We start from the raw sequence: 24,979 nt of genomic DNA on the forward strand, positions 1-24,979 counted from the left end.
TTTAGCTTGGAGGCTGTCCTTCAACGATTCGATCGAAGGCTAGACCACTGGAAGCTTCGCCTCGTCCAGTTTGTTTACGTGCGCCTAGCCAAACCACTACCCGACCATCACGCCAGCGAGTTCGTTGGAAAGATTGGGTCACTCGCACTCCCGCTCTTGGAACTGTTTCTTCATGAATATAGTAGGCTTGTTTTTGATCGAGTCCGGGGCGCAGTAGATTGGTTCTAGGGCGGACTTTCAGCGGTGGGTTGGGATCACCTGCTAAAATTCGCGGCAGGGCAGCCCGTTGTAGTTGAATCTGGCGAGAGTCACCTGATTGATGCACGGGGATGAAAGGAATCCAGTTTTCGGGGACTGAGGTCATGACCAGATACCGAATGTTCGCTCGATCAAGAGGAGTTGGAACCGGAGCAACCGCGAGTTGTTGATTGAGGAGCCGTTGATAGACATTGTGAAGTGAGATCGCAGCTTCATCGCCAGATTGACTGATGCCGCTAGCCGTCGGAATTGTTTTCTCAACTCCCCAAACCATATTTGCCATCTCATCGCGGACGAGCAAAACTGACTCTAGCGGACTGCTTTCTTGAATTTTGGGTACCGTTGGCAAGAGTAATAATTGATTACTCGCAGGTTGCTGGTCTGACAAAGTTTTGCCCACGATCGAGGGCGTGTCGGGAGAATCTTTTTGGCTAATCGTAAAGAGGCTCCAACGCTGCCAGTCATTATCGGCTCCTGCTCCAGAGGGATCAATCCAGGTACGTTCTCCAAATACATTCGTGACAACTAGCCCACGCACTTCAGCCAGACTGCCGACCGGTAAAGTATAGGGAATCAAAAACCAGTCATTCGCATAGACCAAGCCGAACTCCATCACCATCAGTTTGGCAATGTCAGTGGTATCTGGCTTAATATCTCCAAAGTTAGTTTTTTGATCTTCAAAGCTCCACCAGCGCGTATTGGGCATTCCGGCAAAGCTAATCGGGTTAGGGATCAGTGTTTGGGTATCAGTTTGTAAAACTGAAGGTCGTGCTGGCGGTTCAGTAGACTCTGGCTTAGGCAGTAGGCTTTCAGCAGCAGGATCAATGTCGAAGTTGTACCAATCGAGATGTCCCTGGTAGTATTCATCAGCAACAAGAACTTGTTCTCTAGAGGTCGTTTCACTGGTTGCAATAGGTGCAGAGCAGGCAAACTGGTATTCTAAGCGTGCAGCATCCCAGGCATCGTTTTCTGCGATCGGCTGATCATAGAGCTTCTGAAACCATTGCACAAATTTCACCGCTTGTTCTGCTAGGAAAGTCTCGTCTCCCGGAGCAACAGCAATGCCGTCAGAAACTTGAGGCGTTGGCTCACCCGCAGGAGCAGGCGTTGTTAAATATTGGTACAATTGACCGCCATCTAATCGTCGTCCTGCGACGGCTGCAACCTGTTGCCAAGTGTTGAGGTCGGCACAAATCGGGGCATCTGTCCGGCTCATTGGATCAGGTAAGTCGATCGGGTATCGGGTTTGATAAGCAGAACGATAGTCAGTGCCAGACGGCGGAGTGCGAATGAGTTTGAGCCATTGCCGCCCCATCAGGAGGCGCAAATCTAGAGAAAGGCGTTGTTGTCCTTGGGTTAAAGCGATCGCTCGACGTTCGACCGTGGCTTCTAGGGGATGTTGATCGGCAAAGTCGGTGGGAGGATGATTTTTGGCTTGATAGCGAGTCAGTCGAGTCGTCGCAACGTGCAGTTTGGCGAAAACGGGTGAACCCGCATCGTCTCCTTGAAATTCTCCAAGCTGCCATTGACGAGTCAACATCCACAAGGCATCGCGAACCTCGGCTTTGAGCGCGCGATCGAAGTTTGCAGTGCGGGGGCGACCTTCTAACCGATTCCATAGGGTAATCGTGGGGAAGGTGCGACGGCTTAGGGCTTCAGAGAGATTGGCAATGGTGTATTTGTTCATGAGTCGCGGTTTAGCAGAAAGTCATGGACTTTGTTGTTGAGAGCAAGGTTGGCGGAAATCGAGATCTGATAGAGGGTCGCTGCCATGATCGTGGCAGGGAGAAACCGGGCATAGGCGGTGTCGTCGAGTTGGTCAGGTTCAACGGCTCGTTTTTTCGCCATCTCTAAGGTTTCGATTAAAGCCCCAGTCAGGTCAGACCATTGCCAATTGCCCGTGGCTCGCGGCGGTGTGACGAATAACCAGGTTTGGGGCGGTTCACAGTTGGGGCGATCGTAGTGGAAAGCAATCCCCGTGGTTTCTGTCTCACCCGGAATCACTTCAGTCCATTCATCGAGCAACAGTCCACATTGGCGCTGATTAGGATTGAATGGCACAGTGTAGTAGGCGCTATAGAGTAAGCGATCGCCTTTTAACTGTTCACCGAGTTGGAAATTTTCAGGAAATTGCAAGCCTAACCACGGATCGCCAGAACGATAAGGGAGTTGAATCGGCTGAAGTTCGGGTTCAGGTCTACCAAACGCACCGCTCAGCATAACAAGTTGTTCCCAATGGCGCATCTTTTCACGGACACGAGCGATACCATACAGCCAGTCATCAATGGGGAAGTCAATGCCAGCAGCACTCAGGTGACTGAATAGATCCTGGTTGAGGCTAGCTGTCATTGCGTTTTGCCAACTCGCGCCAGCGTCAGGAGCAAGCGTAAATTCAGGAATGAGCTTAAAGTCATCGCCGAACAGAGCAGCAGCAACAGCTTGAACAGCAGTTAAGCGGGTTTCAGGATTGGCGCTGTTGTCATAGGTCGTGAATTGGGTCTGAATCGTTTGTAGCCGCAGGACAATATCTTGGGCAACGGCTGTGACAATTCGCAGCAAATCTTCGGTGAGCGCGATGATTTGCTGTTCTGGAGCGCTGAGATCTAGGGGCAAAACATCAAAGTCTGCGATCGACACTTGAAGACTACTGAGCAGAGGTGCGAGATTCACTTCGCTCGTGGTTAGAATTGCCTGGAAGCTACTGAGTTGATTAGCAAAGAGCGTAGACTGATTCACGATCGCGCTTCGATAGTCCGCTAAGCTAGCAGGTAGGGTGGAGCTAGGTGTACTAGCAACTAGCCGCTCTAGAGCAATTAAAGCATCGATACGATCGCGATCCGAAGTTTCAGGCGGCAGTGCATCATAAGCTGCTAACTGTAAGGTGAACTGCTGCTGTCGCTCTTGCCAGAGATTCACCCGCGATCGCACTTGCTCAAGGATAGATTCAAAAAGCTGACGTTTTTGATCGTAGGCTAGCCCCCAGCCTGTTTGCGGTAACCCATAGATGCTGAGTGCAACCATACGGGTTATAAAGGTATTCAAGTGGCTGTCGATTTGACTGAGAATTTGCGATCGATTCCCTTCTAAATCGGCTAGTAAACCCTGAAGCAAGTTTCGGAATGGAAGAAGTTGATTCGTGAGTTCATTTTGCAGAGAAGTGACGAGTGGTTCGAGGCGAGGACGCTGATCAATGACAGTGCTTTGACTTTGAGTGCTGGTCGGAGGAGTCACATCACTGGCTTTGAGAGGTTGCGATCGCAAAATCAGCGATCGCAGATGGTTTAGCAAAGCAGACACCTCAAAGAAACTGATTTTGTTTTCTATTCGTTCTGTGTAGTGCAGTGTGATAGCTGTATCCGGTCGTAAAGCTCCACTCGGTGGATGATCAAACAGCCATCGACGCAAGCGATCGTCTAACTCTCCCATGCCTGCTTGACTATCAGTTTGATTGAGGTAAAGCAAATCGATCGGCTGCAACCCCAGATCTTGCTGTGTGACCGTAATCGGCGCGGATACGGCATTTGTGACGGGATGACGGTAGCTAATCCGACAAGCAACTCGCTCTGGTTCGGGTAAGACCTGAGCTAACCAATGATTCAAAGCGGGTTCTGCCTGAGCGCGAGGTGTCATCGGCAAACCAGCGATAGGCGAGGTCGTAGAATCCAAACCCGGCTGCAATTGTAGCCCGACACGATGGGTGAGCGTAATACCACTGCGGGGAGTTTGCACAACTTCGGGTTCGGGTGGAAAATTTCCCTTGCTATAGGTGTCGAGCGTTGCTGCGGCTCGATCGTAATTGCCTTGTACTGCTTGGTGAACGCCTTCTGCTAAAGCGAGATCTGCAACCGCATCATGGAGATTGAGGAGTCGATCGACTTCGGCATTGATCGCAGCCGCTTGAGCAGAAGTAGCAGAGGGCAGAGCTTTGCCAAAAGGATAGACTCGTTGGTCAGGATTGGTCTGACGTTTAACGTGATTCACTAAACTCAGCCCATCTAGGACGTTTCGAGCTTCGATCGCTTCAATGGGCACGTTTGGATCAGTGCGCGTGGGTGAAAGTCGATCGGCTCGAAGCGGAAATGCTTTGCGTAATTTGAAAATAAATTGATCGACTTCTGCCATGTTATGTCGATCGTGTAATCCTCGCTCCAGTTGGTAGCCGAGTAGTGCTCCTAAGCTTTGACCCTCGCGAATCCCTTCTAGAACAGCGAGCGCGACTCGTACTCGTTCAGATGAGAGATTTACTGCTAAAGTTTTGCGATGATCGGGTTGAGCAGTAGACAGATAGCCATTCCGCAATACTGCTGCGGTCACAGCATGATTGAGAGAAGGTGCATGGATATAGCCAGCATTTTGGTTGTCTTGCAAAATTGTCGATCGAGAAACGACGCGCGCGGCTGGCGCTTTCCGCTGAGGAGCCGTTACAGGGGGCTGTTGCACCGGTGCGGGATCAAAGATCTTTGCAAGGTCTGGACTTAGGTTTTTTGGGGTGAGAACTTTATTTTCAGGTCGAATATTTTCGAGCCAGCCGTAAGCTCCGAGATAAATACCTCGACGATTTGAGGGCTGAGACGCTACAGCTTCTTGTTGAAAGCGAGGAATAGGAAGAGGTGCAGGTGTTGGCGTTGGTGCGGGTGGTGCAGACCGACTCCGCATTGCCATCCATTGAAAATTGACTAGACCAAGCTTCCAGGCATCGAGTCGATAGGTACAACAGTCGATATGTTCAGCAAAGAGGCGCTCTAATCTTGCGGTAGGGACATCTTTTAAGTGGTCTAGTGCGCGAAGTTGGTCGTTGAGATAGCGAGTTTCAAAGGCGAATTGCGTGAGAGCTTGAGGAATGAAATCTGCGATCGTGCGATCGCCTTCTCCCGTAATCCGAGCCTCGGTCTTATAGAGCAGTTGCCAGCGACTCTCACTCGTATTTGCCTGAGTCTTGACATGCACAAAGTTGGGTTCTCGCCGCAGTTGCTCTAATTCATTCGCTGAAAGCACTTCTGCGCCGCGATGTAGCCGCCAACTGACATCCCAATAGCCCAAGAGCAACGCATGGCGCAAGAACAGATATAAGAGGGCATTCGGAGCTTTGTTGTCGAGAAATCCTTGCTGTTGGCGCAATGTTTCTAGAGAAGTCGATGCTGCCTCTTGTAGCCACTGAATGTAGTTTTTACGATCGGCGGTATAGCTCCGAATCGGATCGACTTCTGATAAAGGGCGATCGTCAATGACTGCACCTTTCATCAGGTTTTGGCTGGAGAGGAAAAATTTCTGTAATACATCCGGTGTCTGCTCACCGCGATATCCGAGTTTTCGGAGTAAATCTAGACCGCTTTGGGTATAGCCTGCTGCAATTAACGCCGCAAAAAACTGACCGCCTAGCCCACCTTGCAAATTGAGTCGATTGAACAACTGCTGCAAGCTCTCGGCATAGCGCTGGTAGTATTCTACAGAGCTAGCATGAAGTCCAACAATATCTAAAAGCGTCTTGTGAGCATCTCCCGGTTTGCCAACCCAGGAAACCTTCGCAACCTGCGCTGCCCAATCAGCATCCATAATCTGAAGAATCTCATACAAGCGACTCAAAAACGTGCGAGAAATTTCGAGCTTCGATGTTCCTAATAGCTTCGGAAGGCGTTCGGGAGACACCCACTGAATTTGCGAAAAAGCAGTAGTAGGCAAGATTCCGTAGGGTTGTCGTCCAATTCGTAGAGCAGCAATGGAGCCGCGCCCACTGACGAAGCGATTGAAAAACCAGCGAGTATCGTCAACAGCACTATCTGTTAATACGGGATGCAGCATAGTTTCCAGGCTATAGCCCAGGGTTGCAGACCACAGTGCGGTATTCATCGCACGAGCTTCTGTTTGATCCGTACGATCGCAATTCGGCACAGTTCTCAAAATCTGCGGATCAATCCCAAGGGCTTCCGCTAACCACTGACCATCTCGTTTACGAAACATATCGGTTTCAGCAAACGGATCATCAGTAGACGTTGTGCCAAACACGGAGTCATAGCTTGCATCAGCATCTTCTGCTCGACTAAATCCAGCCCCTATCTGATCAGTATTGTTCGTGGGTGTCCCTTGAGGCAGGATACTCAAGCCACTGCGTCCCCAGTGATGATGCTGTAAGAGCGTTTCGAGTTGGGTTTGTCCTGCTTTTTCATCTGCACTGAGTTTTAGCCCCAGTACCATTAAGCGATCGAGACCATTGCGTGCCTGCTCAGCATCTAGGGGCACTTTGAAGCCCATTCCCCACTCGACAGCTCGCTCAAAATCGACCATCCAACGCATTTCGTCACTGATCAATAGTTCGCCATTTTCCTGGCGCAACTGTTGTTCTGGAGGTGCATTGGGATCGGGGCCGACAACTAAGGGTGAAGGAATCGGACGACCAACTTGTTCAAAGCGAATATCGCCAGCTTGTCCAATCAGGACGAAACAATCAGGCAGGATCGTGGTTTTGGGAGCCTGGCTCCAGGATAGTTGTTTGACTGCGACATCTTCAGCGTTCGGAAAGACTACAAAGTCTACAGTGATCGACGCATTTTCCTTAGTTAAGGGAGACTGAGGTGTAACGCTTAAGTTATTGGGAATGTATTGTTGAATGAGGACTTCCGCCCGCGCTGCGCCGACTGTTCCATTTAAGGTATTTCGCGTCTGTTCAGTTTCTCCATTGAGCCGCCATACCGATTCCCAGTAGACCTTCAGTGCGTCTGCTTCTGGAGGCAGATTGTCGGTTGGAATGGTCAAGATGAGAGCCGGCGTGTTTTCAGCGTCGAATGTTGGTTTTTGATCCAGATTCATCGGGCGATAGCGATCGAGAATCCAGCGCGATCGCCCTGACCCATGACTGCTGACTAACCCGCGCCAAGCTGCGCGCTCTTGATCTTCGCGTCCTCCCGCTTGCCAGCTTTGAGTCCAATAAGTTTGGGCGTTTTTTAATTCAGATTGAGATAGTAAAGGTTCAAACGTGTCGATCGCACAATCATCGGGATAGACTCGCACCCAGAGTTCTGTGCGGGGCGCATTGTTTGTTGTAATCGTTTTGAAGCGAGTTTCTAAACGCAGGGGCAATAGGAGAATCGGATAGTCATCGGAGAGACGTTCTACCTGTTGGCGTGGATCAAGTAATAAGGTTTTGAACCGCTCAAAGCTCGAAGATTCTAGCTCAAAATTGCGATCATAGCGCTCCTGATTTGCTTGCACCGTTCCCCTAGCTTGGATTGCAGCCCGATTTAGCCTTTGTTGCCGAGCCACATGCTCCTGATTTTGTGGATCAAAAATCTGGGCGAGTTGATCCAGTTCAGCCTGGATTTGCTGTTGCCGCTCCTGGCTCTTGAACAGGTCTAAGTGAGCCTGCTGCTTCTGGGTGCGAGCCTGATTCAGAGCGGTTCTAAAATCTTCAAACTCTGGCATAGGGGCTTCCTTGAGTGATTGTTAAAAAAGACAATTCTGAAAGGTTGAATGGGTTCGCAGTTAAGGGGCTGACAACATTTCGGCTGCATGAACTGCAACTAAAACCGGAACTTGATAAAGGATGTAAGCCAGATCAGCAGCATTCGTGTCCACATCCCATCGAATGTCGCGATCTTCATTGTGCTGAGTGAGTCGGGCAGGTCCTTCGGCATCCGCACCGGGGTTAGGAGCCGTCAGCGTAAAACTGCGGTTAATCTCCAGAAATGAGCCAGGAGGAGCGGGTTGCACATCTTCCCACGCGAGGTCATTCCAGAGATTCCAAACATTGGGCGCGCCAGAATGGTCAATGTCTAGACCAAAGCGTGGTTCTCCAGGTCGCTCTTTGATCACAAAAAACCAGCCTGCTTTGTTCTGATCGCCCGGCTCAGTTCCCGAACCCCCTCGCGCCTCTAGAGCCGTAAGGTCAAAGCCAAAGAAATAGATATCAGGCGATACTTGTGCTTGATATAGCGGTGTTTTCACCTTAGTGCGGGGCGGATTGGCAAGTTCGGCATCGCTAAGGGAAACCAGGCGACGTTCTTTCGTAAGATCGATCGTGCCATCGTCTTTCAACGCCCATTCTGCTTTGTGAGCATAGATCACAGCCGTAGGATATTTCTTGAGTAGTTCACCCCGAATGACTAGGACAACCTCTTCTTCCTTGTCACCCTGAGCTTCTCGGTGATCGTGATCGCCCAATTTAGAAGCCTGTGACCAACGGTGTAACGGAGGAATGTCACGGAGCTTTTCTTTGAGTGCTGCATCATTGAGATTGCCAGGATTCAAGAAACTACTCACATCCCAAAACTGACGGAAATAGCTACCACGCTGATCGGTGGGATATTCTCGCCACAAGAGTTCACGAGCAAACTCATGGTTCAGTCCCACCATGTAAGCTTCGATAAACTTTTGGTTGGTTTCGAGCAGCGTAATACTGTTTTGTTCAATTTTGTTGATGTTGGGCAAGAACAGTTCTGAGGAAATGCTGACTAAAGGTTTGTACATGGGCAAATCGATCTCCGGATATGCCATTGCCTCGATAAAGGTTTCAGCGAGTTGCGGTAGGAGATCTTTGAGCCGTTCTGGAAAGAAGATTGTGGATTCTATACGGCGTGGAATCGTAACTTCGGGATTAATTTTCTCGAAAGTCGTGGTTCCTAAGTTCGGCAAATTAACCGATCCTCGGTAAGGCGTTTGACCGACTTCGCGACTGGCTTCGATCAGTTCGTAACTGTCTTTGAGTGCGGCTTTAAATGTGATGGCTTCTGGGCTATCTGTATCACCGAGTTTTGGTCGAATCTCTGATCCTGGTTCTGCGATTTCAAAATTAGGACTGCGGGGAATCTCATCAACTGAGGCAGGGGTTTGATCCACTTCGCGAATCGCAACTGACTGTTGGACTCCTTGCGCCCAGCGTTGTAAGCGATCGTAGTACCGGAACAGCACCCCAAACGCGATCGCAGCAACCAGCACTAAAAGTCCACTCAGCCCCAAGACGAGGATTGCGAGCAAAAAGAGCAACAATAGCACCACCAAAGGCAACCAAGGAAAGCGACGCAGCAAATCTTTGATCGGGGTTGGAATATCATCCGGTTCAACAATGTCCGCGACTTCATCGACCGTGAGAACTCCACCGGGCGTTTGTTTGGGTGGAGCAGGGCTAACTTCTCCTGTGTTTACACGATCGAGCAATGTTGTCGGTTGAATCGTTCCAGAGAAAGGCAGCGATTTCATGATCCGACCGCGCGATCGCAACACTCTTCTCATTGGCGTTGACATCAGCGCAGGCACGACTCGACTTGTCTGCAACTGGTGATGAACTGTTAATCCTTGCTCTGGATCGACGACTCGACGATGCAACGGGGCTGTAAACACAAGCACAGAGTTCAAACTCACCTGTCGCCAAGGGCGCAAATGTCGGTCATACCAAACCCAAGACACTTCTTTTGCTAATTGCGCCCAGCGAATCCGTCGGTTTGCTTCTAGCACATCGCCGACTTGCTCCCAAGCAGCATTCATGTAGTCTTCTTGATTGGTTCGCACAACATCTGTTCCAAAGCCAGCCGCGACTCGATGACGCGGATCGAGGTTCAACTCATGCACCCAGTTCTCTGAGTTTGGGAGGGGATTTGATGCTCGATCGCTCAACAATCGTTGAGTCAGCGCGTGCCAGCAACCGTAGATGGGTGGGGTAATCAGCGGATCGGCATCTGTTTCCGTCTCCGGCACAGGTTCAGACGATGGTTCTGGCTCGATCGGAGTTGTGGGAGGGACGGGCAACTGTTGATTTGCATCCAGTGCGGATTGAACAGTATAGTCATCCGCCAAGTTGATCAAGGAAGCTAATGCCGACTGAAACGGGTGAGGAGAAGGCTGTGCCCAATTTTCATAGGTCAACACTTCTCCTTGTTCTTCGGGGTTCAAGCTTTCCAAGGGAACGCGTAACGCTCCACCGAGTTTGAGAATGCCATCTAAATCGAAAATTCCGGGGAGGTTCGCACCGGGTCGCTGCACATCTAAATCCCGCCGACCAACGCTTTTATCCACAGGTTTCGGCTGCAAGAGCCGAACTAAGTATTCAAAATCTCCCTGACTCCCCGTCTGAAAATACCAGCGATGATAGTACGGGTAAGCGGTGGAATCGAGCCGCCCGCTATAGTTTGCTCCGGCAAAGGCTGTGACTGAAGGTGTTTTTGCTGGATCTAGCCCTAGCCCTGCAAGCCGACCGGACTCAAAGACGGGCATCAAGAAGGCATGATATGCCGTATTAGCAGCAAGCTTGCGTGGGCAGAGAATCCGCGAATAGCCAAAGTCTGGATTCTCATTGAGCGCCGTTTGTAACTTGGCTAAGAAGGCATCGGTTTGGGTCGATGACATTCCTTCACCCGTCGCTCCTAAATCTCGATTGACATGAACATGCGCCCACGCCCAAAGTTGATCGAACTTAGGAAGTACTGTCTCTGCTTGAGCGATCTCAATGTAAGAGAGCGGTCGATTTTGAATGTTCTTCCCCGATTCAAATTCAGACTCCGTCAACACGACAAGCATGATCCAAGGTGTAAGGCGATGCTTAGCAAGATCGGGAGCCGCTGGAGTGTAGCGCCAGGGAAAATCTTCGTCGTAAAACTCAATATAAGGCAGATAGTTCGGCTCAAAATTCGTAATCCAATGACGCGGTTCGACTTTGACGATCGCTCGTTTCTCAATTCCGACGACATCCCCAGGCCCATAAACTTGAATCGACTTGTTAATGGAATCACTCAAAGGGGACGGACTAATCCCTTCGCCTTTGAGGGTCAACTGCACGGGGATTTCTGCTCGCAGTTTGGAACTGCCCGACTGGATATTGTTTGCAATACCCTGCCGTAACCAGGGCAAAAAGGAATAGGTAGAAAGGGCATCACTCATCGGTTCACCTCGTGCTGCGGAATCACATGTAAGCGATCGTATAAATCAGGGTTTTGGTTGACCTGCCGTTGCAGATAAGCCAGTGCTTGGGTCTGACTGTTGAATTGAGCCGTACTTTGAAAGGCTTGATTGTTCGCTTGAAATGCCACAACAAACGCTTCTTCTCGAACAGCAACTTTTTCCTTAAAAGGCTGTAGTTTGGTACGGTAAGCCTTTGATAGCACGGATTGGCTGATGCTATTGCTGCCGAGGAAATGTATAAACAACACTCCGTTAAAAATCCGGAAGCGGCGGATGAATCGTTTGTAGTTACTATCAATGATGATTTCTTCGTAGCGCACTCGTCGTCGAACCAGTTTACTAGAGCGCAGTGCTTTTCCAGGTGCAGAAAGATCGAGTCCGCCCGTCAGTGGATCGTAGGCGCGGCGAGACAGTTTACTTGCATCGTCTAGATTTTGGAATTGTGCGATCGCAAATTGCTCTGTGACATCTGCCGTCTTGGCTAATCCCCCGCTTGCCACCTCAACCGAGAAGCGTTTTGCATCGCTTACTTTTTGAGTGCCGACTTTATCGATCGCCACATCCAACGGCACGGCTTTCTGGCTAATCCGAAGCATACCGACTGGATGTAAAACGAGTTCTACAGACGGATCGAGCTTGCGGAGAGAAACGAACAAATTGTTTTCGGGCGGTAAGATCGCGCGCCAATTTTGCAGTTTTTCAAACTCTGCCTTCAGAATCGGCATCGCAGGCACAGGGGGCAACGTTGTATCCTTTTTCTCACCCCAGGTAATATCAAAGTCTGCCGAGATCTCAAAGAACAGAATCGAGAGATAGCCCGTTCCTCTAGCTCGCCAAGGCGTTGGCCCTTCGAGAGAGAACTGCAATCGAATCGTGAACACGCCTGCTCCGAATACCTTCAGCGACACTGAAGCAGAAATTTCAATAATGAAGTAAAAAGGCGAAAACTGAATCAGCGCATCATAGCCAATATGACCTTCCACGCTAAAGGCACTAAAGCCAAAGAACAATTCCGCACGTGCCCCAAACTGCACCGTGTTGCTGGTTACTGCGAAATAGTTCATCACCCGAATCCGGGCATTCGATTCATTTAAGATATTGACCGAGATCCGATTCGGACTGGGGAACGGCAAGGGGGGTGGATTAAACCGAGGATGGAACCCGCCCACACTGACGACAAAGTTGGGATCATCGCCATAGGCAACGAGTAGCCCCATTTCCCCTTCAAGCGTCAGGAACAGAATCCGCGACTCAAACAGAGTGGCAAAGAAGTAAATCCGCTTTTTATCAAACTCGATCGCACCAATAAAACTAACCTGCAACACCAGCAACGCGGCTTCTTCCGTCGGCAGTGCGACTCGCAACACCCCCAAGATCGCAATGTTGCCCGGAATCTCGATAATGATGCCCAAGGACAGAGAAATCAGCGTCGGCGTTCCCCAACCGAGCTTCGCCATCGGTCCAATCAAAAACTTACCTTGCTGCGGTGGGAAAAACGTTCGTAAGTCACTGAGAATGCGCGGTGCATTGGCAATCACATCGCGGGGGAACAAAATGCTATTGAGCGCTCCAGTCCGGACACCTTCGACGAGCGGCTGCAACTGCATTGTGCGATTAAGTCCCAACAATCCGCCGACCCCAAGCAACGTAAATCCGAAGCCCAGTTGCAATCCTGTCCCAAATTCCGCTGTGATGATAATTAAGAGCGAGAATCCCTTTGAGCCATCAGGCATCTTAGTCGTGATTAGCCCGATCGCTTTAAGCGTCAGAAATCCACTAAACACTAACTCCAATGCGCCCGCGTATTCTTCTCGATCGAAGTCAAAGAACAAATACCCGCCACCCTTCACCACGCCAGCATCAACGGACAATCCGACACCATTGGGAGGCTTAAAGTCGATCGCTAAATCCGTCGATCCTAAATTCCCTTGCCGGAACACCAGCGCCGCCTGCACCCCAATATTCTCAACCACTGCTTGCAAGGGTCCCAAGCTGAGCTTCAGTACTGCTCCCGCTTCCACCTTAAAGCGATCTGCTGCTGGTTCTAATGCCAAACGTAATCCCTGAATCTGCAAGAGACCGAGATCCAAATGCACAGCTAATTCTAGAGCGAGCTTTGCGCCTCCCTGGAAGGTAAACCCTGAAAGTAACGTGATGCCCAGTGCTAGACTCGCTTCCGCCTGCACATTCAAGCTCGACAAAATCTGCTGGAGAAACCCATCTCCTTCGCCCCCAGACACCACCAATCGCAAAGCACCAATCTCGGCTGCCATGCCCAGATCCAACTCTCCACGAGGATTTTGAGCAAACCAGGACACCCCTAATCCTTGTACTGCTAATCGCGTGCCTCCGGGCGAACCGATTAAAACGATTTCATCTGCACGACTCGTCTTCTCTCGAATCGTAACGGCGGCGCGAAAAGCTCCAACCAGATTGAGAATCCCTTCAACATTCAGCGGTGGACGAACAATCAATCCCACACCCTGGATATCGGCTGTAGACTCAAACACTAATTCACCGCGATCGCACACCCCAAACTCAAACGCTGCTCCTCCGAGTAAATAGGGCAACAGTGCCACGCCTTTTGGCTTACCTGCTTGCGCCTGGACAGGTGCGATCGTAATTCCAAACTGGCTGTATGTCTCTGCTGTAAATCCTTTCTGCAACAGTGGAAACCGCAAATCCTGCAAGGTTGTTGAACTATTGCCCAACACTGTTCGCGTGGTATCAGATTGAGTGTATCGTCCTCCCGGTAGCGATGCAGATCGCATCAATCGCTCCAACCGAGCTAAAAACTTATCTGAATCAAAGTCGCTCTCCCAAGCGTAGACTGCATTCGCGATCTGAATGGGGTCAGTAAAAAACGTGCCAAGCCTATCCCAGTTAATCCGTCGCATGGTTTGTCCAGCAGCAGGTGCTGGTTCATGCTCAATTAGCCCCAACAATAACAGTGCCTCATGGACTTGCGTCTTCTGCTGCATCAGATAGTCTAAGAGCAAAAAATCTGTCAGCCGCCGAGGCAAATCATCAATATTAGGAATCGATGCTCCCCCTGATGATTGCACCTGATTTTTGAATTGAGCGATCGCATCAACAGTCGTCCCGAGTCGGGCAAAAACAGTCGCGATCGCACTTGCTACCGCTCCTTCTCCACTCGCAGAGAGTAACTGCCGAATCGCCTCGACTAATTCTCCCGCCTGAGTCGCTAATGCGGTGAGTGAACTGCCTCCCGCCCCGGCTGGAAGTTCAAATCCAAGTTGCCGAAAAAACGCGATCGCTTGGTCTGGCGTTCGGATTGAGCGCAGGGGCGCGATCGCTAAACTGGTCTCGGTCAGAATCGATTGCAGGGCATCCTGTTGGGGCATCTCAGTTCTCACTTTCAAACAATCATGGGCGCAATCTTTTAGGCAGGAACAATGACAATTTTGGCGTGATATTCGGTCGTAGGGCTGACCACAAAAGGCGGAGTTGAGAGTCCAGTCGTCGCCTGTCGATTTTCGACAAGCCAAGGGGTATGACGAGACTGGGCAAAGGTTGCCGTTGCCCCTAAGCCGCTTGGAATATTGCCTTGCCATTGAGCGCGAATCCAATATTTAATCGCGTCATTCTGTCGTCGATTTGCCGCCGCACCAGATGTATCGGTTAAGGCAATTAAGAGATTGTGATTCGCATTCGTTGCCGCAGGGTTATACAGCAGAAAGGGTAATCCCAGCCCCAAGTAATACCGCATCTTGGCTGGATTGCCCTGAACTTGAGCGATCGTAGTTGTGAGATAGCGCTGTACAGGTTGGAACTTAGAATTTGTGTTGCTATCAATAAAGGTCTTTAACTGTGTTTGATAGCCGCTGAGTATCGCTACCGTCAACGGAGAAGGCGCAGTCGCCGGAATCACTCGTTGGGCTGCACTGACTCCACCACCACTGCCAAAGCGCCGATCGACTGCTTCATAGATCGTCTTGAATTCCGTGAATCGCGTTGCGAGTTGAGCCGGAGTCGCCGTACCAGGAATCGCTGTATCAAGTTGGCTGATCCAAGCTGCAAGATTCGGTAACAGAGCATTCATCGCACTGATCTGCGCAGTACTCGGCAGATTCGTGTTGAATAACAAGACATTCGCGATCGCAGCAAATACATCTGTAAATCCAGCAGAACGAATGCGATTGAGGCGACTGATGGGAATTCGAGCTTCAGGGATATTAGCTTGCCACTGCAAACGACAGAACGCTAATGCTCCTAATGCTAGAGTCGTTTGCCAAAATGTCAGATGAGCTTGTGTAATGCCGAATGCAGTTGCCCAATTTTCAAACTGTTGACGGACTTGTGTTGCGCTGTAAGGCGAAAACCCTGAGTTGTAGAGTCCGACGACTCCGGCATTGTTCGTGAGTCCGGTAATGTGACCAATTTCATTAAAATGCTGAAACCAGCGCGGCCCTGAAACAGTCGGTCGAACAGTGTCACTTGTGCCAAAGAACTGTTGAATTGCCCGTAAAAAATCTTGATCTCGACCAACCTGACAACCGCGAATGTCGATTTTGCTATTGCGATTAAACCGCTGCCTCGCTTGAATCAGTTTGGTCTGAAAGGCATTTCCATTTGTCGATACCAAGGTTGCGGTCACATTCGTCGCGTAGTCAGCAGGTCGGGCAGGTAGCGCAGAATTCAGAGTCACACTATTGCCTAATCCCACGATCGCAGTTTTTAAGGTCGTTAACTGACCTTGGCTCAGAGGATTGTTCTGCAATCGACTCGCCACATCTGCGAGTAACACGTCATAGCCATTATTTGCGGCTGTAACTGCTGCTGCGTTGTTCAGGACATTTTGTTGCAGTGCCCATTGACTCGCTGCAATCTTGATAAAGTCCAGAAAATCTCCGCTCGGTTCTCCGGAGGCATCAGTCGGGATTTGATTGATAATCGTTGCCTGACTCGACCTTAAATGATTGAGAATCGGAGCAACTGCTCCTCGATGCATATAGTAAGTCGTCTCAACAAGAGGGACTGCTACCTCAAAGCTCATCATGGCTTTTAGCGCAGCAATCCGATTGCGAGCAAATCCCTCAAAATGACGTTTTAGAGAGAGCCGAGTTCCATTCTCTACAAATGGAATCAGCAGATTCGTGGGCTGGATCAGATTTTGGCTATCTACAAAGATATGGGACACAATTCTGATCCGGTTAATGATTCCCGTTCCCGTTTCACTGGGATTATTCAACAAATCTAAGAGATGTTCGATCGAAGTAACGGTTTTAGGTGCGAGTCCGGCGTTTTCATGGTAGCGATTCGCCAGTTCGATAAACCCATTGTCTTGGGGCGAAGCTTGAGCAATGAAGGTGTACTGAGGAACATAGTCAGGCATACCAAAGAGGGGGGCTGGCGCACTGGCTTCTGGATCGGGTGGACTACTGCCGCCCGATCCGCCCGGAGAGCTACCTCGTTCGATCGTGCGATATCGATCTTGGGTTGCCGTTTGTGTTCCTGTTGTAGTCTTGCACATACATTCTGCTACTCATTGTGTCGAACTGCGTCAGAGCGTGAAGTCGTCAGGATCTCACGAGTGGACCTTCTCGGTAATGGCGCATGATCCAGTGGGCACGGGTTCCGGATAGACCTGTTAGAACGTCGTTGAAGTTTGTGCCGCTAAAATAGCGATCGCGCAATGTCTCCAAAATCCGACCACAAAGCATGATATTGCTCTTGGGAAACCGAGCCAAGTTAAACAAATCAATCCGCCGATTTTCTTCTAAGTTTGCTAATGCTTGCCGTAATTGCTCATCTGCTAGCACCCGTTGATTCGGCACGTCAGGCAACTCTGTCCAGGGTAAGATCGGAGTCGAGCCTCCCGGTGTTTGAGGTAAGACCATTGCTAAGAGGGCTAAGCGAATCCCACACACTCCAACTCCCGACGCTGCTAGCGTTACAAAATCCCCAGTTCCATTCAAAGCAGCAGCTAACTGATTTAACTGCTGTTGTCGCGCTAAGCTTGGACGCTGCAACGCGCCATCATGAACTAAGCTAAAGACGAACTTCTCAAAGCCCTCCCCGCTTTCAGAGGTTTTTAAAGTTACTGCCTGATAGTAAGGACTTAAATCATTAATTAATTCCCGCAACACCTCTGGATTCGATGCACCTGCTCCAGGCTGATTCTGTGCTTCTGCAATCAGGGTTTCGAGTTCAGCATTCAAGACAATGACGGTCTGATTTAAGCTCAAACTGCCTTGCTCTGTATTGCCTGTGCCGAGCAATCGGACTGTCACAACTAATGTTCCGACAGTCTGTGGGCGGTAGTTGACTTCACCGATCGTGGTAGTTTGAGTTTGAGGCGTACCTCCGTTTTCGATAAAGCTCCATTCAAAGGATTGCACTGCACTAGCTAGCCCTGCATCAGTGACCAAGACAATATACCTGTTCTCCCGATCGACAGCTAAGGGCGCAGTCACAAATGATACAAGAACGGATCGTCCATCGATCGCGACAGCGGACTCCCCTAAATCACTTGCTTGAAAGTTAGTGGGCAAGCGGCTTTCAGTCTTACGAACAGTCATGCTAGAAACCCTATCAGACGTGCTGTATTGAAAAACTCATCCCTGTAGAATGAGTCTCTTATAACACTAATCAACACACTGACTGAGAACTTTAATGTTATTTTTTACATATTAGGGCTGACTATTCTGGATCTGCCGCACCATCAAGCAACTTGTGACATGATCATCAAGCAGAATCCTAAAATGAGACAAAGTGCGATCGCCTTAACAATGTCATCTTCACTCATTGCTACCACCTGTTCTGTAATCCTGTGATGACTGGAAGTATGCGTAAGTCCACTCGATTTATCATCCAATTTGGCGTTCTAGAAGTAGTCCATTCCAAGAGAATGGATTTCTCTCTTAATGTCATGAATTCAACATCTCTAGAATTGCAAAATTGAGACTCTAAGTGCCCTTGTTTTTTGCCCATAAACAGATACAATTAGGATTTATTCGCATTAAGAGTCCTCTTTTACGATGACTGCTACTCTCCCTAAAGCTTCTAAATCCCCCATTTCGCTGTTATTGGGACTCGGGTTAGGCTCAATTGTTCTGCTCATTGTTTTGATTTACAGCGTCACACTGGGTGCAAGAGACATTCCACTGCCGACGATTTTGGCATCGTTCACGACCTTTGATAACTCCTTTGATCATCTGGTAATCCAGACGGTGCGATTGCCACGATCGCTGATTGCGCTTTGCGTCGGTGCTGCTCTGGCGGTCTCCGGTGCATTGATGCAAGGTCTAACCCGCAACCCACTCGCCGAAACCGGAATCCTGGGGATTGAAGCAGGCGGTGCTTTAGCGGTTGTGATGAGTTTGTTTCTGTTTGGTAGCTCATCGTTAACAGTTTATGCGGGGGTAGCGTTTTTAGGAGCCGCGATCGCGGCGATACTTGTTTATCTGTTAGGAACCTTGGGACGCGGCGGTGCAACTCCTTTAAATTTGACGGTCGCTGGAGCCGCGCTGTCTGCCTTGATCTCTTCCATCACGACTGCCATTTTGATTGTGAGTCAGCGCACGTTTGAAGAGATTCGATTTTGGCTAGCAGGATCACTCGCAGGACGGGATTTTGACCTGTTTTTACAGGTCTTGCCATTCTTAGGTGCTGGATTGCTGATTGCATTCTTACTGGGTCGGCAGATCACAACAATTAGTTTAGGAGAGGAAGTCGCAACGAGCTTGGGTCAACAGACGCTTTGGATTAAAGGATTGACCGCAATAAGCATTGTTCTCTTGGCTGGAAGTTCAGTGGCGATCGCAGGTCCAATTGGCTTTGTTGGCTTAGTTGTACCTCACATGGTTCGATTCTTTATCAAAACAGATTATCGCTGGATTTTGCCTTACTCAGCCGTACTCGGTGCGATTCTGCTATTAGTCTCGGATATTGCAGCACGAGTATTACTGAAGCCTCAAGAGCTTCCGGTGGGTGTGATGACTGCTATTGTAGGCGCACCATTTTTTGTCTATCTCGCAAAAACGAAGGTGAAAAAATGAATGAGTGGCGTTCTCCCGTACTATCTTTTCGCCTCGATCGACGAGTGCCTGCAATCGGGCTTCTGCTTGCTGTCATTGGATTTGCAGCGATTATCCTCAATGTTGGGCGAGGAGAATACCCGATCGCAGGATTCGACATTGTAAGAACCTTGTTTGGTATTGATACAGGCAACCCGGATCATGCGTTTGTGATTCACACTTTGCGCTTACCTCGAACGCTGGTTGCTTTCATGGTTGGGGTGGCGCTTGCTCTTTCAGGTGCTATTTTTCAAGGCTTAACCCGTAATCCACTCGCTGACCCTAGCATGATTGGAATCAATACTGGGGCAAGTCTAGCCGCTGTTTCGGTGATTGTCTTGTTTCCAGATGCGCCGATCTACGCGCTCCCATTCTCTGCATTTGTAGGTGCGGCAGTGATGGCAGCATTGATCTATGGGCTGGCTTGGAACAAAGGAAGTTCGCCGATTTTATTGATTTTGATGGGAATTGGACTGTCTGGGATCGCCAGTGCCTTCACCAGTTTACTCATCACCTTTGGCTCGATTTACGATGTTAGTCAAGCTTTAGTGTGGCTTGCCGGAAGTGTCTACGGTCGCACTTGGGAGCAAGTTTTTTCACTCTTGCCTTGGATCATTGTATTTGTTCCAGCGGCATTTGGATTAGCAAGACATCTCAATGTGTTGAACTTAGGAGAAGACATTGCGAAAGGATTAGGCAGTCGAGTTGAATGGCAGCGGGGTTTACTTGTCATTGTAGCGGTGGGATTAGCGGGGGCATCAGTGGCAACTGCGGGAACAATCGGATTTGTGGGGTTGATTGCTCCTCATGTAGGACGGCAGATTGTCGGCAATCGACATGAAGAATTACTTCCAATTTCTGCACTGCTTGGGGGGGTGTTAGTGGTGTTGGCTGATTTTGTGGGGAGAACACTGTTCGCCCCGATCGAGCTTCCCTGTGGAGTCGTGACAGCCGCGATCGGTGCGCCCTTTTTCCTCTATCTGCTGATTCGCGATCGCAAAAAATAACCTGAGATTGTCAAGAATTCGGTGCTAACTGTTGAAGCAAGTCATTGAGAATCTGTGCTTCTGCAAGGGAACCCCGCAGCATTGTTAAGTGGGCATCCATAAAATAGACTCGCCCAGATTGGGAGATCGGCATTGCTTTTAACAGTGGAATTTGGTTCCATTGTTGTTGAAGCTGTCGCCAGTTTAAGGGGCGATTGTCCACATCATTTTTATTCCATCCTAGAACAATCAGAATATCAGGGTCTAGCTGCGGTAACACTTCAGCAGGAAGCTGAAATGCATCTTTTGTTGCTAGCAACGATTCATCGAAGCGAACCATCTTAAATCCCAATGTTTCTAGCAAATCGGAATAGATGCTGCGCTCTTGCCCAAATGCATAAAAGTTACTTGTTAGCTCACCAGAACTCAAGAGTAATACACGGGGATGAGCATTGGCAATCTCAGCTAATTTCTGGCGAGCTTGGGTGATTCGCTCGTTTCGAGCAGCCATGATTTGCTGAATCATATTGGAGCGATCGAGAATGCTTGCAAGTTGTTGAAGGCTTGCCTGCCAACCTCCTTGTTGATCATCGAGCAAGAGAGTCGGCGCAATTTGAGAAAACAATTTGTCTCTTCCTTGGCTTCCTTGCCACATTTCACCCACAATCAGATCTGGCTTGAGTAAAGCGAGTGCTTCTAGAGCAGGAGAAGCACGATCGCCCAAATTGATTGGCTGAGTCGTCACATACCGACCGAGATAAGGAACTTGCTCAATGGGATGATTGAACGGCTGCCGACTTGCAGAAACGCCTGCATAGGCAGCAGGCTGTTCTCCCAGAGACAACAGCAGATCCAATCCATAGGGACTAAGTACAGCAATTTTGCGAGGTCGATCGCAGTCTGTACTTGGTGCTGTCGGTTGGCAATGGATTGAGGGCAATGTGAGAGGCAGGGTGGTGAGAATAGTTCTGCTACAGCCCCATGTGAGCAAAGCGGTGAGGGCAAAGAGCAGTAGGGAGCGAACCCAGCGATCGAATTTCATCGTCTGCTGTTGACTCAAAACACTCAATTTGTAAATCCTGATGAAACGTTTTTGGCACAATGAACAGGGCAATGGTTCGAGCACTGTGAAGTTCTCTGGTCGTGATGATGCGTTGCAAGCAGTTTCTCCTAGCCAGCGATCGTAGTCCTCTGCTTGCGCAATTAGCTCAAGTCATCCTCTTCATCTGCATTTTGCTCGGTTGCCGATAGAGCAGGAATACAGGCAAACATCGCAGATTCTAACTGCTCTGGGAGTTTATCCCAGATGAATGCACCTTTGCGATTGCTGATATACATCTGAGTGAACTGGAGTAATGCGGAAGCATATTCTTCGTCGGGTGGTAGATCAATGAGTAAGTAAGTTTGTTTTTCCGGATGAGCAAAAGCAGTAACGCAACCGCGACTACAAGCCCACAAACACCCAACGGATTTGATTTCTAGGTCTTCTGGCGCGAACTGTTGAGCTGCTAAATTTGTCAAAGTATCTAGCAAGATTTTGCCATCACAAGCTTGATCTTCTGCGAGTTCTTCTTCAGAACGATGGCAGGATTTGCACACAAAGAGAGTATGTTTTGTCATAAACTTTGGCAAGAGACTTCGCATCAACAAGCTGAAATTGATGCAACTCATTCTCATTTAAAGTGGAACGATCGTCAAGAGGAGGAAATTCATGACAACACTTCGTCGCGCATCTATTGGGTTGCTCCTCTGGAAACTGATCCGCTATGCTCCAAGGCTGTACTGGACTGACACTTTGATCTGGCTCTGCATTGCAGGACTCCCCGTGCTGCCGGGACTCGTCATTCGAGAGTTTTTTAATCAACTCACCCAGCAATCTCCTTCGGTGTTTTCTGCTCAAGGTTGGATTGCGCTATTTTTAGCGATCGGGGTTGCGCAAATTGTTGCGATCATTCTCGGACGCATCACCAAAACGCAACATCGCTTCACGATGAATAGTCTGATCCAGCACAATCTTCTCAGGAAATTGCTAGAACATCCGGGTGCTGAGAGTTTAACGATGGCTCGGGCGGAAACGATTTCACCGGGGGAAGTGATGAGTTTCTTTCGGGAGGATGCTAGCCAGATTGAAGATAATGTGGTGGGCACGAATGAGGTTTTAGGGGAAGGAGTTTTTGCGATCGCTTCTTTGCTGTTGCTCTTAAGTGTGAACGTAACAATTACGCTATTTGTCTTTCTGCCTTTAGTGTTGATTGCTGTGATTCTACATCGGGTCAGCGATCGCATAAAACGCTATCGCCGCGCCAGTCGTCAGGCAACCCAACAAGTGACAGGCATGGTTGGTGAGATGTTTACCGCAGTGCAAGCGATTCAGGTAGCTGGAGCCGAAAAAAGTGTGTTGGCTCACTTTCGGCAACTCTGCGATCAGCGCCGACAATCGATCGTCAAAGATCAACTGCTTACGGCGATCTTAGATTCTAGTTTTGATAATCTCATTAGTTTAGGCACAGGTGCGATTTTATTCTTTGCTGCCCAGTCGATGCGGAGTAGCCAAACACTCAGCGTTGGGGACTTTGCGCTATTTGTCTACTACTTAGCCTACGTCACTTATTTTCTAGGGTTTTTAGGCGGATTTGTGGCGCTCTCAAAACAAAGCGAAGTGTCGTTTGAACGGATGCAAGCTTTAGTCAATGCAGAGGCTCAGACGCTCGTCGAGCCTTATCCTCTCTATCTGCCAACGCTGACCGGACGAAAATCCCAGTTACCTGTTCCTCGTCAGGACGAAACCTGCGATCGCTTAGAAGCACTACGAGCGATTAATTTGAGCTATCACTATCCGAATAGCAAGGTGGGTATTACTAACATCTCTTTGGAGCTTCAACGCGGCAGTTTTACAGTGATCACGGGATCGATTGGGTCGGGCAAGACAACGCTATTGCAGGTGCTATTGGGATTGTTACCGATGCAATCAGGAGAGATTTTGTGGAATGGTCAGACGATCTCTGATCCGGCTCAGTTTTTTGTCCCGCCTCGCAGTGCTTACACCTCCCAAGTGCCGCAACTCTTTAGCACCAGCTTACGAGAGAATATTTTGCTGGGGCTACAGAAAGATGATACAGAAGTGTTAGCCGCGATCTCGCTTGCGATGTTCGATCGAGATTTAGCCATGATGCCTGATGGACTCGATACCCAAATTGGCTCTAGAGGAATGCGGCTGTCTGGGGGACAGATTCAGCGCGTTGCTGCGGCGAGAATGCTGATTCGGCAACCTGAGTTACTTGTCTTTGATGATCTATCCAGTGCTCTAGATGTAGAAACGGAACAAAAACTTTGGTCAAAGCTATTTCAGCTCAGTTCACCAACGTGGAACCCTACTATTCTGGTTGTATCTCATCGCCGCTCAGTGATGGAACGTGCCGATCGCATTATTTTACTCCACGAGAGCAGGATCGAATTAGAGGGAACCTTTGCAGATTTGCCCTCAGCCCATACCAAGCCCCTCTAAATTAGGCAAGCACAATGACAATTCATCTGGCCTCCGGGAAGCCGCTCAAGTTCTAGAATAGCAATTGAGAATAAATTGCATTTGTGGTAAGATGCCCTCAAATTTTGCGATCGCGAATTGCAGCTTATGACTGTTACCCTTTCACAGCAAGACTATTGGGAACTTATCTGTCCTGAAACCTCCCAGACTGATGACTTAGAAGCGTCTCAATCGCGAGAGATAGATCGGACTTGGCAGTACTGTAGTGCTGTTGGAGAGGGATATTATCGAGAAATTCAGGTTCGCGATGGCGTTGAACTCGCGATCGCAGAAGACTGCTTCCACGAAGACTTGAGAATCATCACTTGCGATCGCGAGCATCCTTTAGAACTCAACTATACGCTGATTGGAACCGCAGCATCGAATTCAGACTGTGCGAATGCGGGACAGTACCTCTTTTGTGGAAGTGGCATGGCTCCAGGTGAAGTGCTAGATATTCAAGCAAAGCAACGCAATCTGAAGGTGATTATTCACATTGATCCTTCTGTTTTTTGCCAGCGGATGTCGGGACTGCCCAAGCAGACTCCAGACGAAATTAGAAATTGGTTGCGACCGATCGAACAACCTTACTACAGCCAAATCAGCCGGACGACAGCCGCGATGCAGTCTACCCTTCAACAGATTTTGCAGTGTCCGTTTCAGGGATTGACTCAGCAGATGTATTTAGAAGGCAAGGTGTGGGAACTCATTGCGTTGCACCTTGCTCAGACAGTCGAGATTAGTCCAGAGCGCGAGACTAAGTTGTTAAAATCAGCCGACATTGAGCAAATTCACTATGCCAAAGAACTGCTCATTGCTCGATTAGAGAATCCGCCCTCGCTGATTGAGTTAGCTCGGCTAGTTGGGATCAATGACTGTAAGCTGAAAGTCGGTTTTCGACAGGTGTTTGGGACGACGGTCTTTGGCTATTTGCAAGACTATCGAATGGAGCGATCTCGCCAGTTACTAGAGTCAGGGGATCTCAGTATTACAGAAGCAGCAAAAGCAGTTGGACTGAGCAATCGCAGCCATTTCGCGATCGCGTTTCGCAAAAAGTTTGGCGTAAATCCTAGAGACTATCGGCAATCCATCATGAACCGATGCAGTGCTAGCTAAACTCCGTCCACCATTCAAAAAAACTCCGTTCACCATTCATCAGGGTGGTAGTGTTCTAGATATGTGGATATATGGCAGAATGAAAACGATGTGTTAGAGGGCTGAGTCGAGATGGTCCTAGAACCTGTTCAATGTCCCGATTGCCAGAGTGTGGATGTCGTTAAGCATGGTCG

The 24,979-nt window shown here is 49.3% G+C and carries 12 protein-coding genes; 4 read left to right on the top strand and 8 right to left on the bottom strand.

Annotated features, from left to right (window positions below; genetic code table 11):
* Position 1 precedes the first annotated feature (1 nt).
* The 6 genes from J0L70_RS19870 to J0L70_RS19895 are packed head-to-tail and all read right to left on the bottom strand — an operon-like array spanning position 2 to position 17,684.
* Complete coding sequence (locus J0L70_RS19870) at positions 2-1,945, bottom strand: hypothetical protein (protein WP_287455632.1); 1,944 nt, start codon at positions 1,943-1,945, stop codon at positions 2-4.
* Positions 1,942-7,674 (bottom strand): hypothetical protein, encoded by a 5,733-nt coding sequence (locus tag J0L70_RS19875; RefSeq protein ID WP_287455633.1) that lies wholly within the window; start codon positions 7,672-7,674, stop codon positions 1,942-1,944. Before J0L70_RS19875 ends, J0L70_RS19870 begins: the two co-directional genes overlap by 4 nt.
* Positions 7,675-7,734: 60 nt before the next feature.
* Positions 7,735-11,121: a hypothetical protein gene (locus tag J0L70_RS19880; protein WP_287455634.1), complete on the bottom strand. Its 3,387-nt coding sequence runs from the start codon at positions 11,119-11,121 to the stop codon at positions 7,735-7,737.
* The gene (locus J0L70_RS19885) at positions 11,118-14,507 is read right to left on the bottom strand and encodes a DUF6603 domain-containing protein (RefSeq protein WP_287455635.1); all 3,390 of its coding nucleotides are present in this window, start codon (positions 14,505-14,507) and stop codon (positions 11,118-11,120) included. The genes J0L70_RS19880 and J0L70_RS19885 overlap by 4 nt, the downstream gene beginning before the upstream one ends.
* A 38-nt stretch (positions 14,508-14,545) precedes the next feature.
* Positions 14,546-16,636 carry a hypothetical protein gene (locus J0L70_RS19890; protein WP_287455636.1) on the bottom strand — a complete coding sequence of 697 codons (2,091 nt, stop codon included), beginning with the start codon at positions 16,634-16,636 and terminating at the stop codon, positions 14,546-14,548.
* 46 nt (positions 16,637-16,682) lie between these two features.
* Positions 16,683-17,684 carry a hypothetical protein gene (locus tag J0L70_RS19895; RefSeq protein ID WP_287455637.1) on the bottom strand — a complete coding sequence of 334 codons (1,002 nt, stop codon included), beginning with the start codon at positions 17,682-17,684 and terminating at the stop codon, positions 16,683-16,685.
* Between the two features lie 459 nt (positions 17,685-18,143).
* On the opposite strand from J0L70_RS19895, the gene J0L70_RS19900 reads away from it, so the two are divergent.
* Together J0L70_RS19900 and J0L70_RS19905 are read left to right on the top strand one after the other, a co-directional pair.
* Positions 18,144-19,163 carry a FecCD family ABC transporter permease gene (locus tag J0L70_RS19900; protein ID WP_268183055.1) on the top strand — a complete coding sequence of 340 codons (1,020 nt, stop codon included), beginning with the start codon at positions 18,144-18,146 and terminating at the stop codon, positions 19,161-19,163.
* Positions 19,160-20,188 (top strand): FecCD family ABC transporter permease, encoded by a 1,029-nt coding sequence (locus J0L70_RS19905; protein ID WP_287455638.1) that lies wholly within the window; start codon positions 19,160-19,162, stop codon positions 20,186-20,188. Before J0L70_RS19900 ends, J0L70_RS19905 begins: the two co-directional genes overlap by 4 nt.
* Positions 20,189-20,198: 10 nt before the next feature.
* Here the strand turns inward: J0L70_RS19905 and J0L70_RS19910 are convergent, their stop codons facing one another.
* Together J0L70_RS19910 and J0L70_RS19915 are read right to left on the bottom strand one after the other, a co-directional pair.
* Entirely contained in the window at positions 20,199-21,227 is a 1,029-nt protein-coding gene (locus J0L70_RS19910) for an iron-siderophore ABC transporter substrate-binding protein (protein WP_287455639.1), read from the bottom strand.
* Positions 21,228-21,370: 143 nt separating this feature from the next.
* On the bottom strand, positions 21,371-21,787 hold the full coding sequence (locus J0L70_RS19915; protein ID WP_017286181.1) for a DUF1636 family protein: 417 nt from the start codon (positions 21,785-21,787) through the stop codon (positions 21,371-21,373).
* 91 nt (positions 21,788-21,878) lie between these two features.
* Here J0L70_RS19915 and J0L70_RS19920 point away from each other — a divergent pair, with 91 nt between their 5' ends.
* Both J0L70_RS19920 and J0L70_RS19925 read left to right on the top strand, forming a co-directional pair.
* Positions 21,879-23,672, top strand: a complete 1,794-nt coding sequence (locus J0L70_RS19920) for an ABC transporter ATP-binding protein (protein ID WP_287455640.1) — start codon at positions 21,879-21,881, stop codon at positions 23,670-23,672.
* Between the two features lie 126 nt (positions 23,673-23,798).
* Positions 23,799-24,806, top strand: coding sequence for an AraC family transcriptional regulator (locus tag J0L70_RS19925; protein ID WP_287455641.1), 1,008 nt, complete (start codon positions 23,799-23,801; stop codon positions 24,804-24,806).
* The last annotated feature ends 173 nt before the right edge of the window (positions 24,807-24,979 follow it).

The sequence above is a fragment of the Leptolyngbya sp. UWPOB_LEPTO1 genome (assembly GCF_017302695.1).
GTDB lineage: Bacteria > Cyanobacteriota > Cyanobacteriia > Leptolyngbyales > Leptolyngbyaceae > Leptolyngbya > Leptolyngbya boryana.

Bases quoted from the DNA above. Each gene is read 5' to 3' on its own strand.
- J0L70_RS19870 (WP_287455632.1), bottom strand. From the start codon at position 1,945: ATGAACAAATACACCATTGCCAATCTCTCTGAAGCCCTAAGCCGTCGC.
- J0L70_RS19875 (WP_287455633.1), bottom strand. From the start codon at position 7,674: ATGCCAGAGTTTGAAGATTTTAGAACCGCTCTGAATCAGGCTCGCACC.
- J0L70_RS19880 (WP_287455634.1), bottom strand. From the start codon at position 11,121: ATGAGTGATGCCCTTTCTACCTATTCCTTTTTGCCCTGGTTACGGCAG.
- J0L70_RS19885 (WP_287455635.1), bottom strand. From the start codon at position 14,507: ATGCCCCAACAGGATGCCCTGCAATCGATTCTGACCGAGACCAGTTTA.
- J0L70_RS19890 (WP_287455636.1), bottom strand. From the start codon at position 16,636: ATGTGCAAGACTACAACAGGAACACAAACGGCAACCCAAGATCGATAT.
- J0L70_RS19895 (WP_287455637.1), bottom strand. From the start codon at position 17,684: ATGACTGTTCGTAAGACTGAAAGCCGCTTGCCCACTAACTTTCAAGCA.
- J0L70_RS19900 (WP_268183055.1), top strand. From the start codon at position 18,144: ATGACTGCTACTCTCCCTAAAGCTTCTAAATCCCCCATTTCGCTGTTA.
- J0L70_RS19905 (WP_287455638.1), top strand. From the start codon at position 19,160: ATGAATGAGTGGCGTTCTCCCGTACTATCTTTTCGCCTCGATCGACGA.
- J0L70_RS19915 (WP_017286181.1), bottom strand. From the start codon at position 21,787: ATGACAAAACATACTCTCTTTGTGTGCAAATCCTGCCATCGTTCTGAA.
- J0L70_RS19920 (WP_287455640.1), top strand. From the start codon at position 21,879: ATGACAACACTTCGTCGCGCATCTATTGGGTTGCTCCTCTGGAAACTG.
- J0L70_RS19925 (WP_287455641.1), top strand. From the start codon at position 23,799: ATGACTGTTACCCTTTCACAGCAAGACTATTGGGAACTTATCTGTCCT.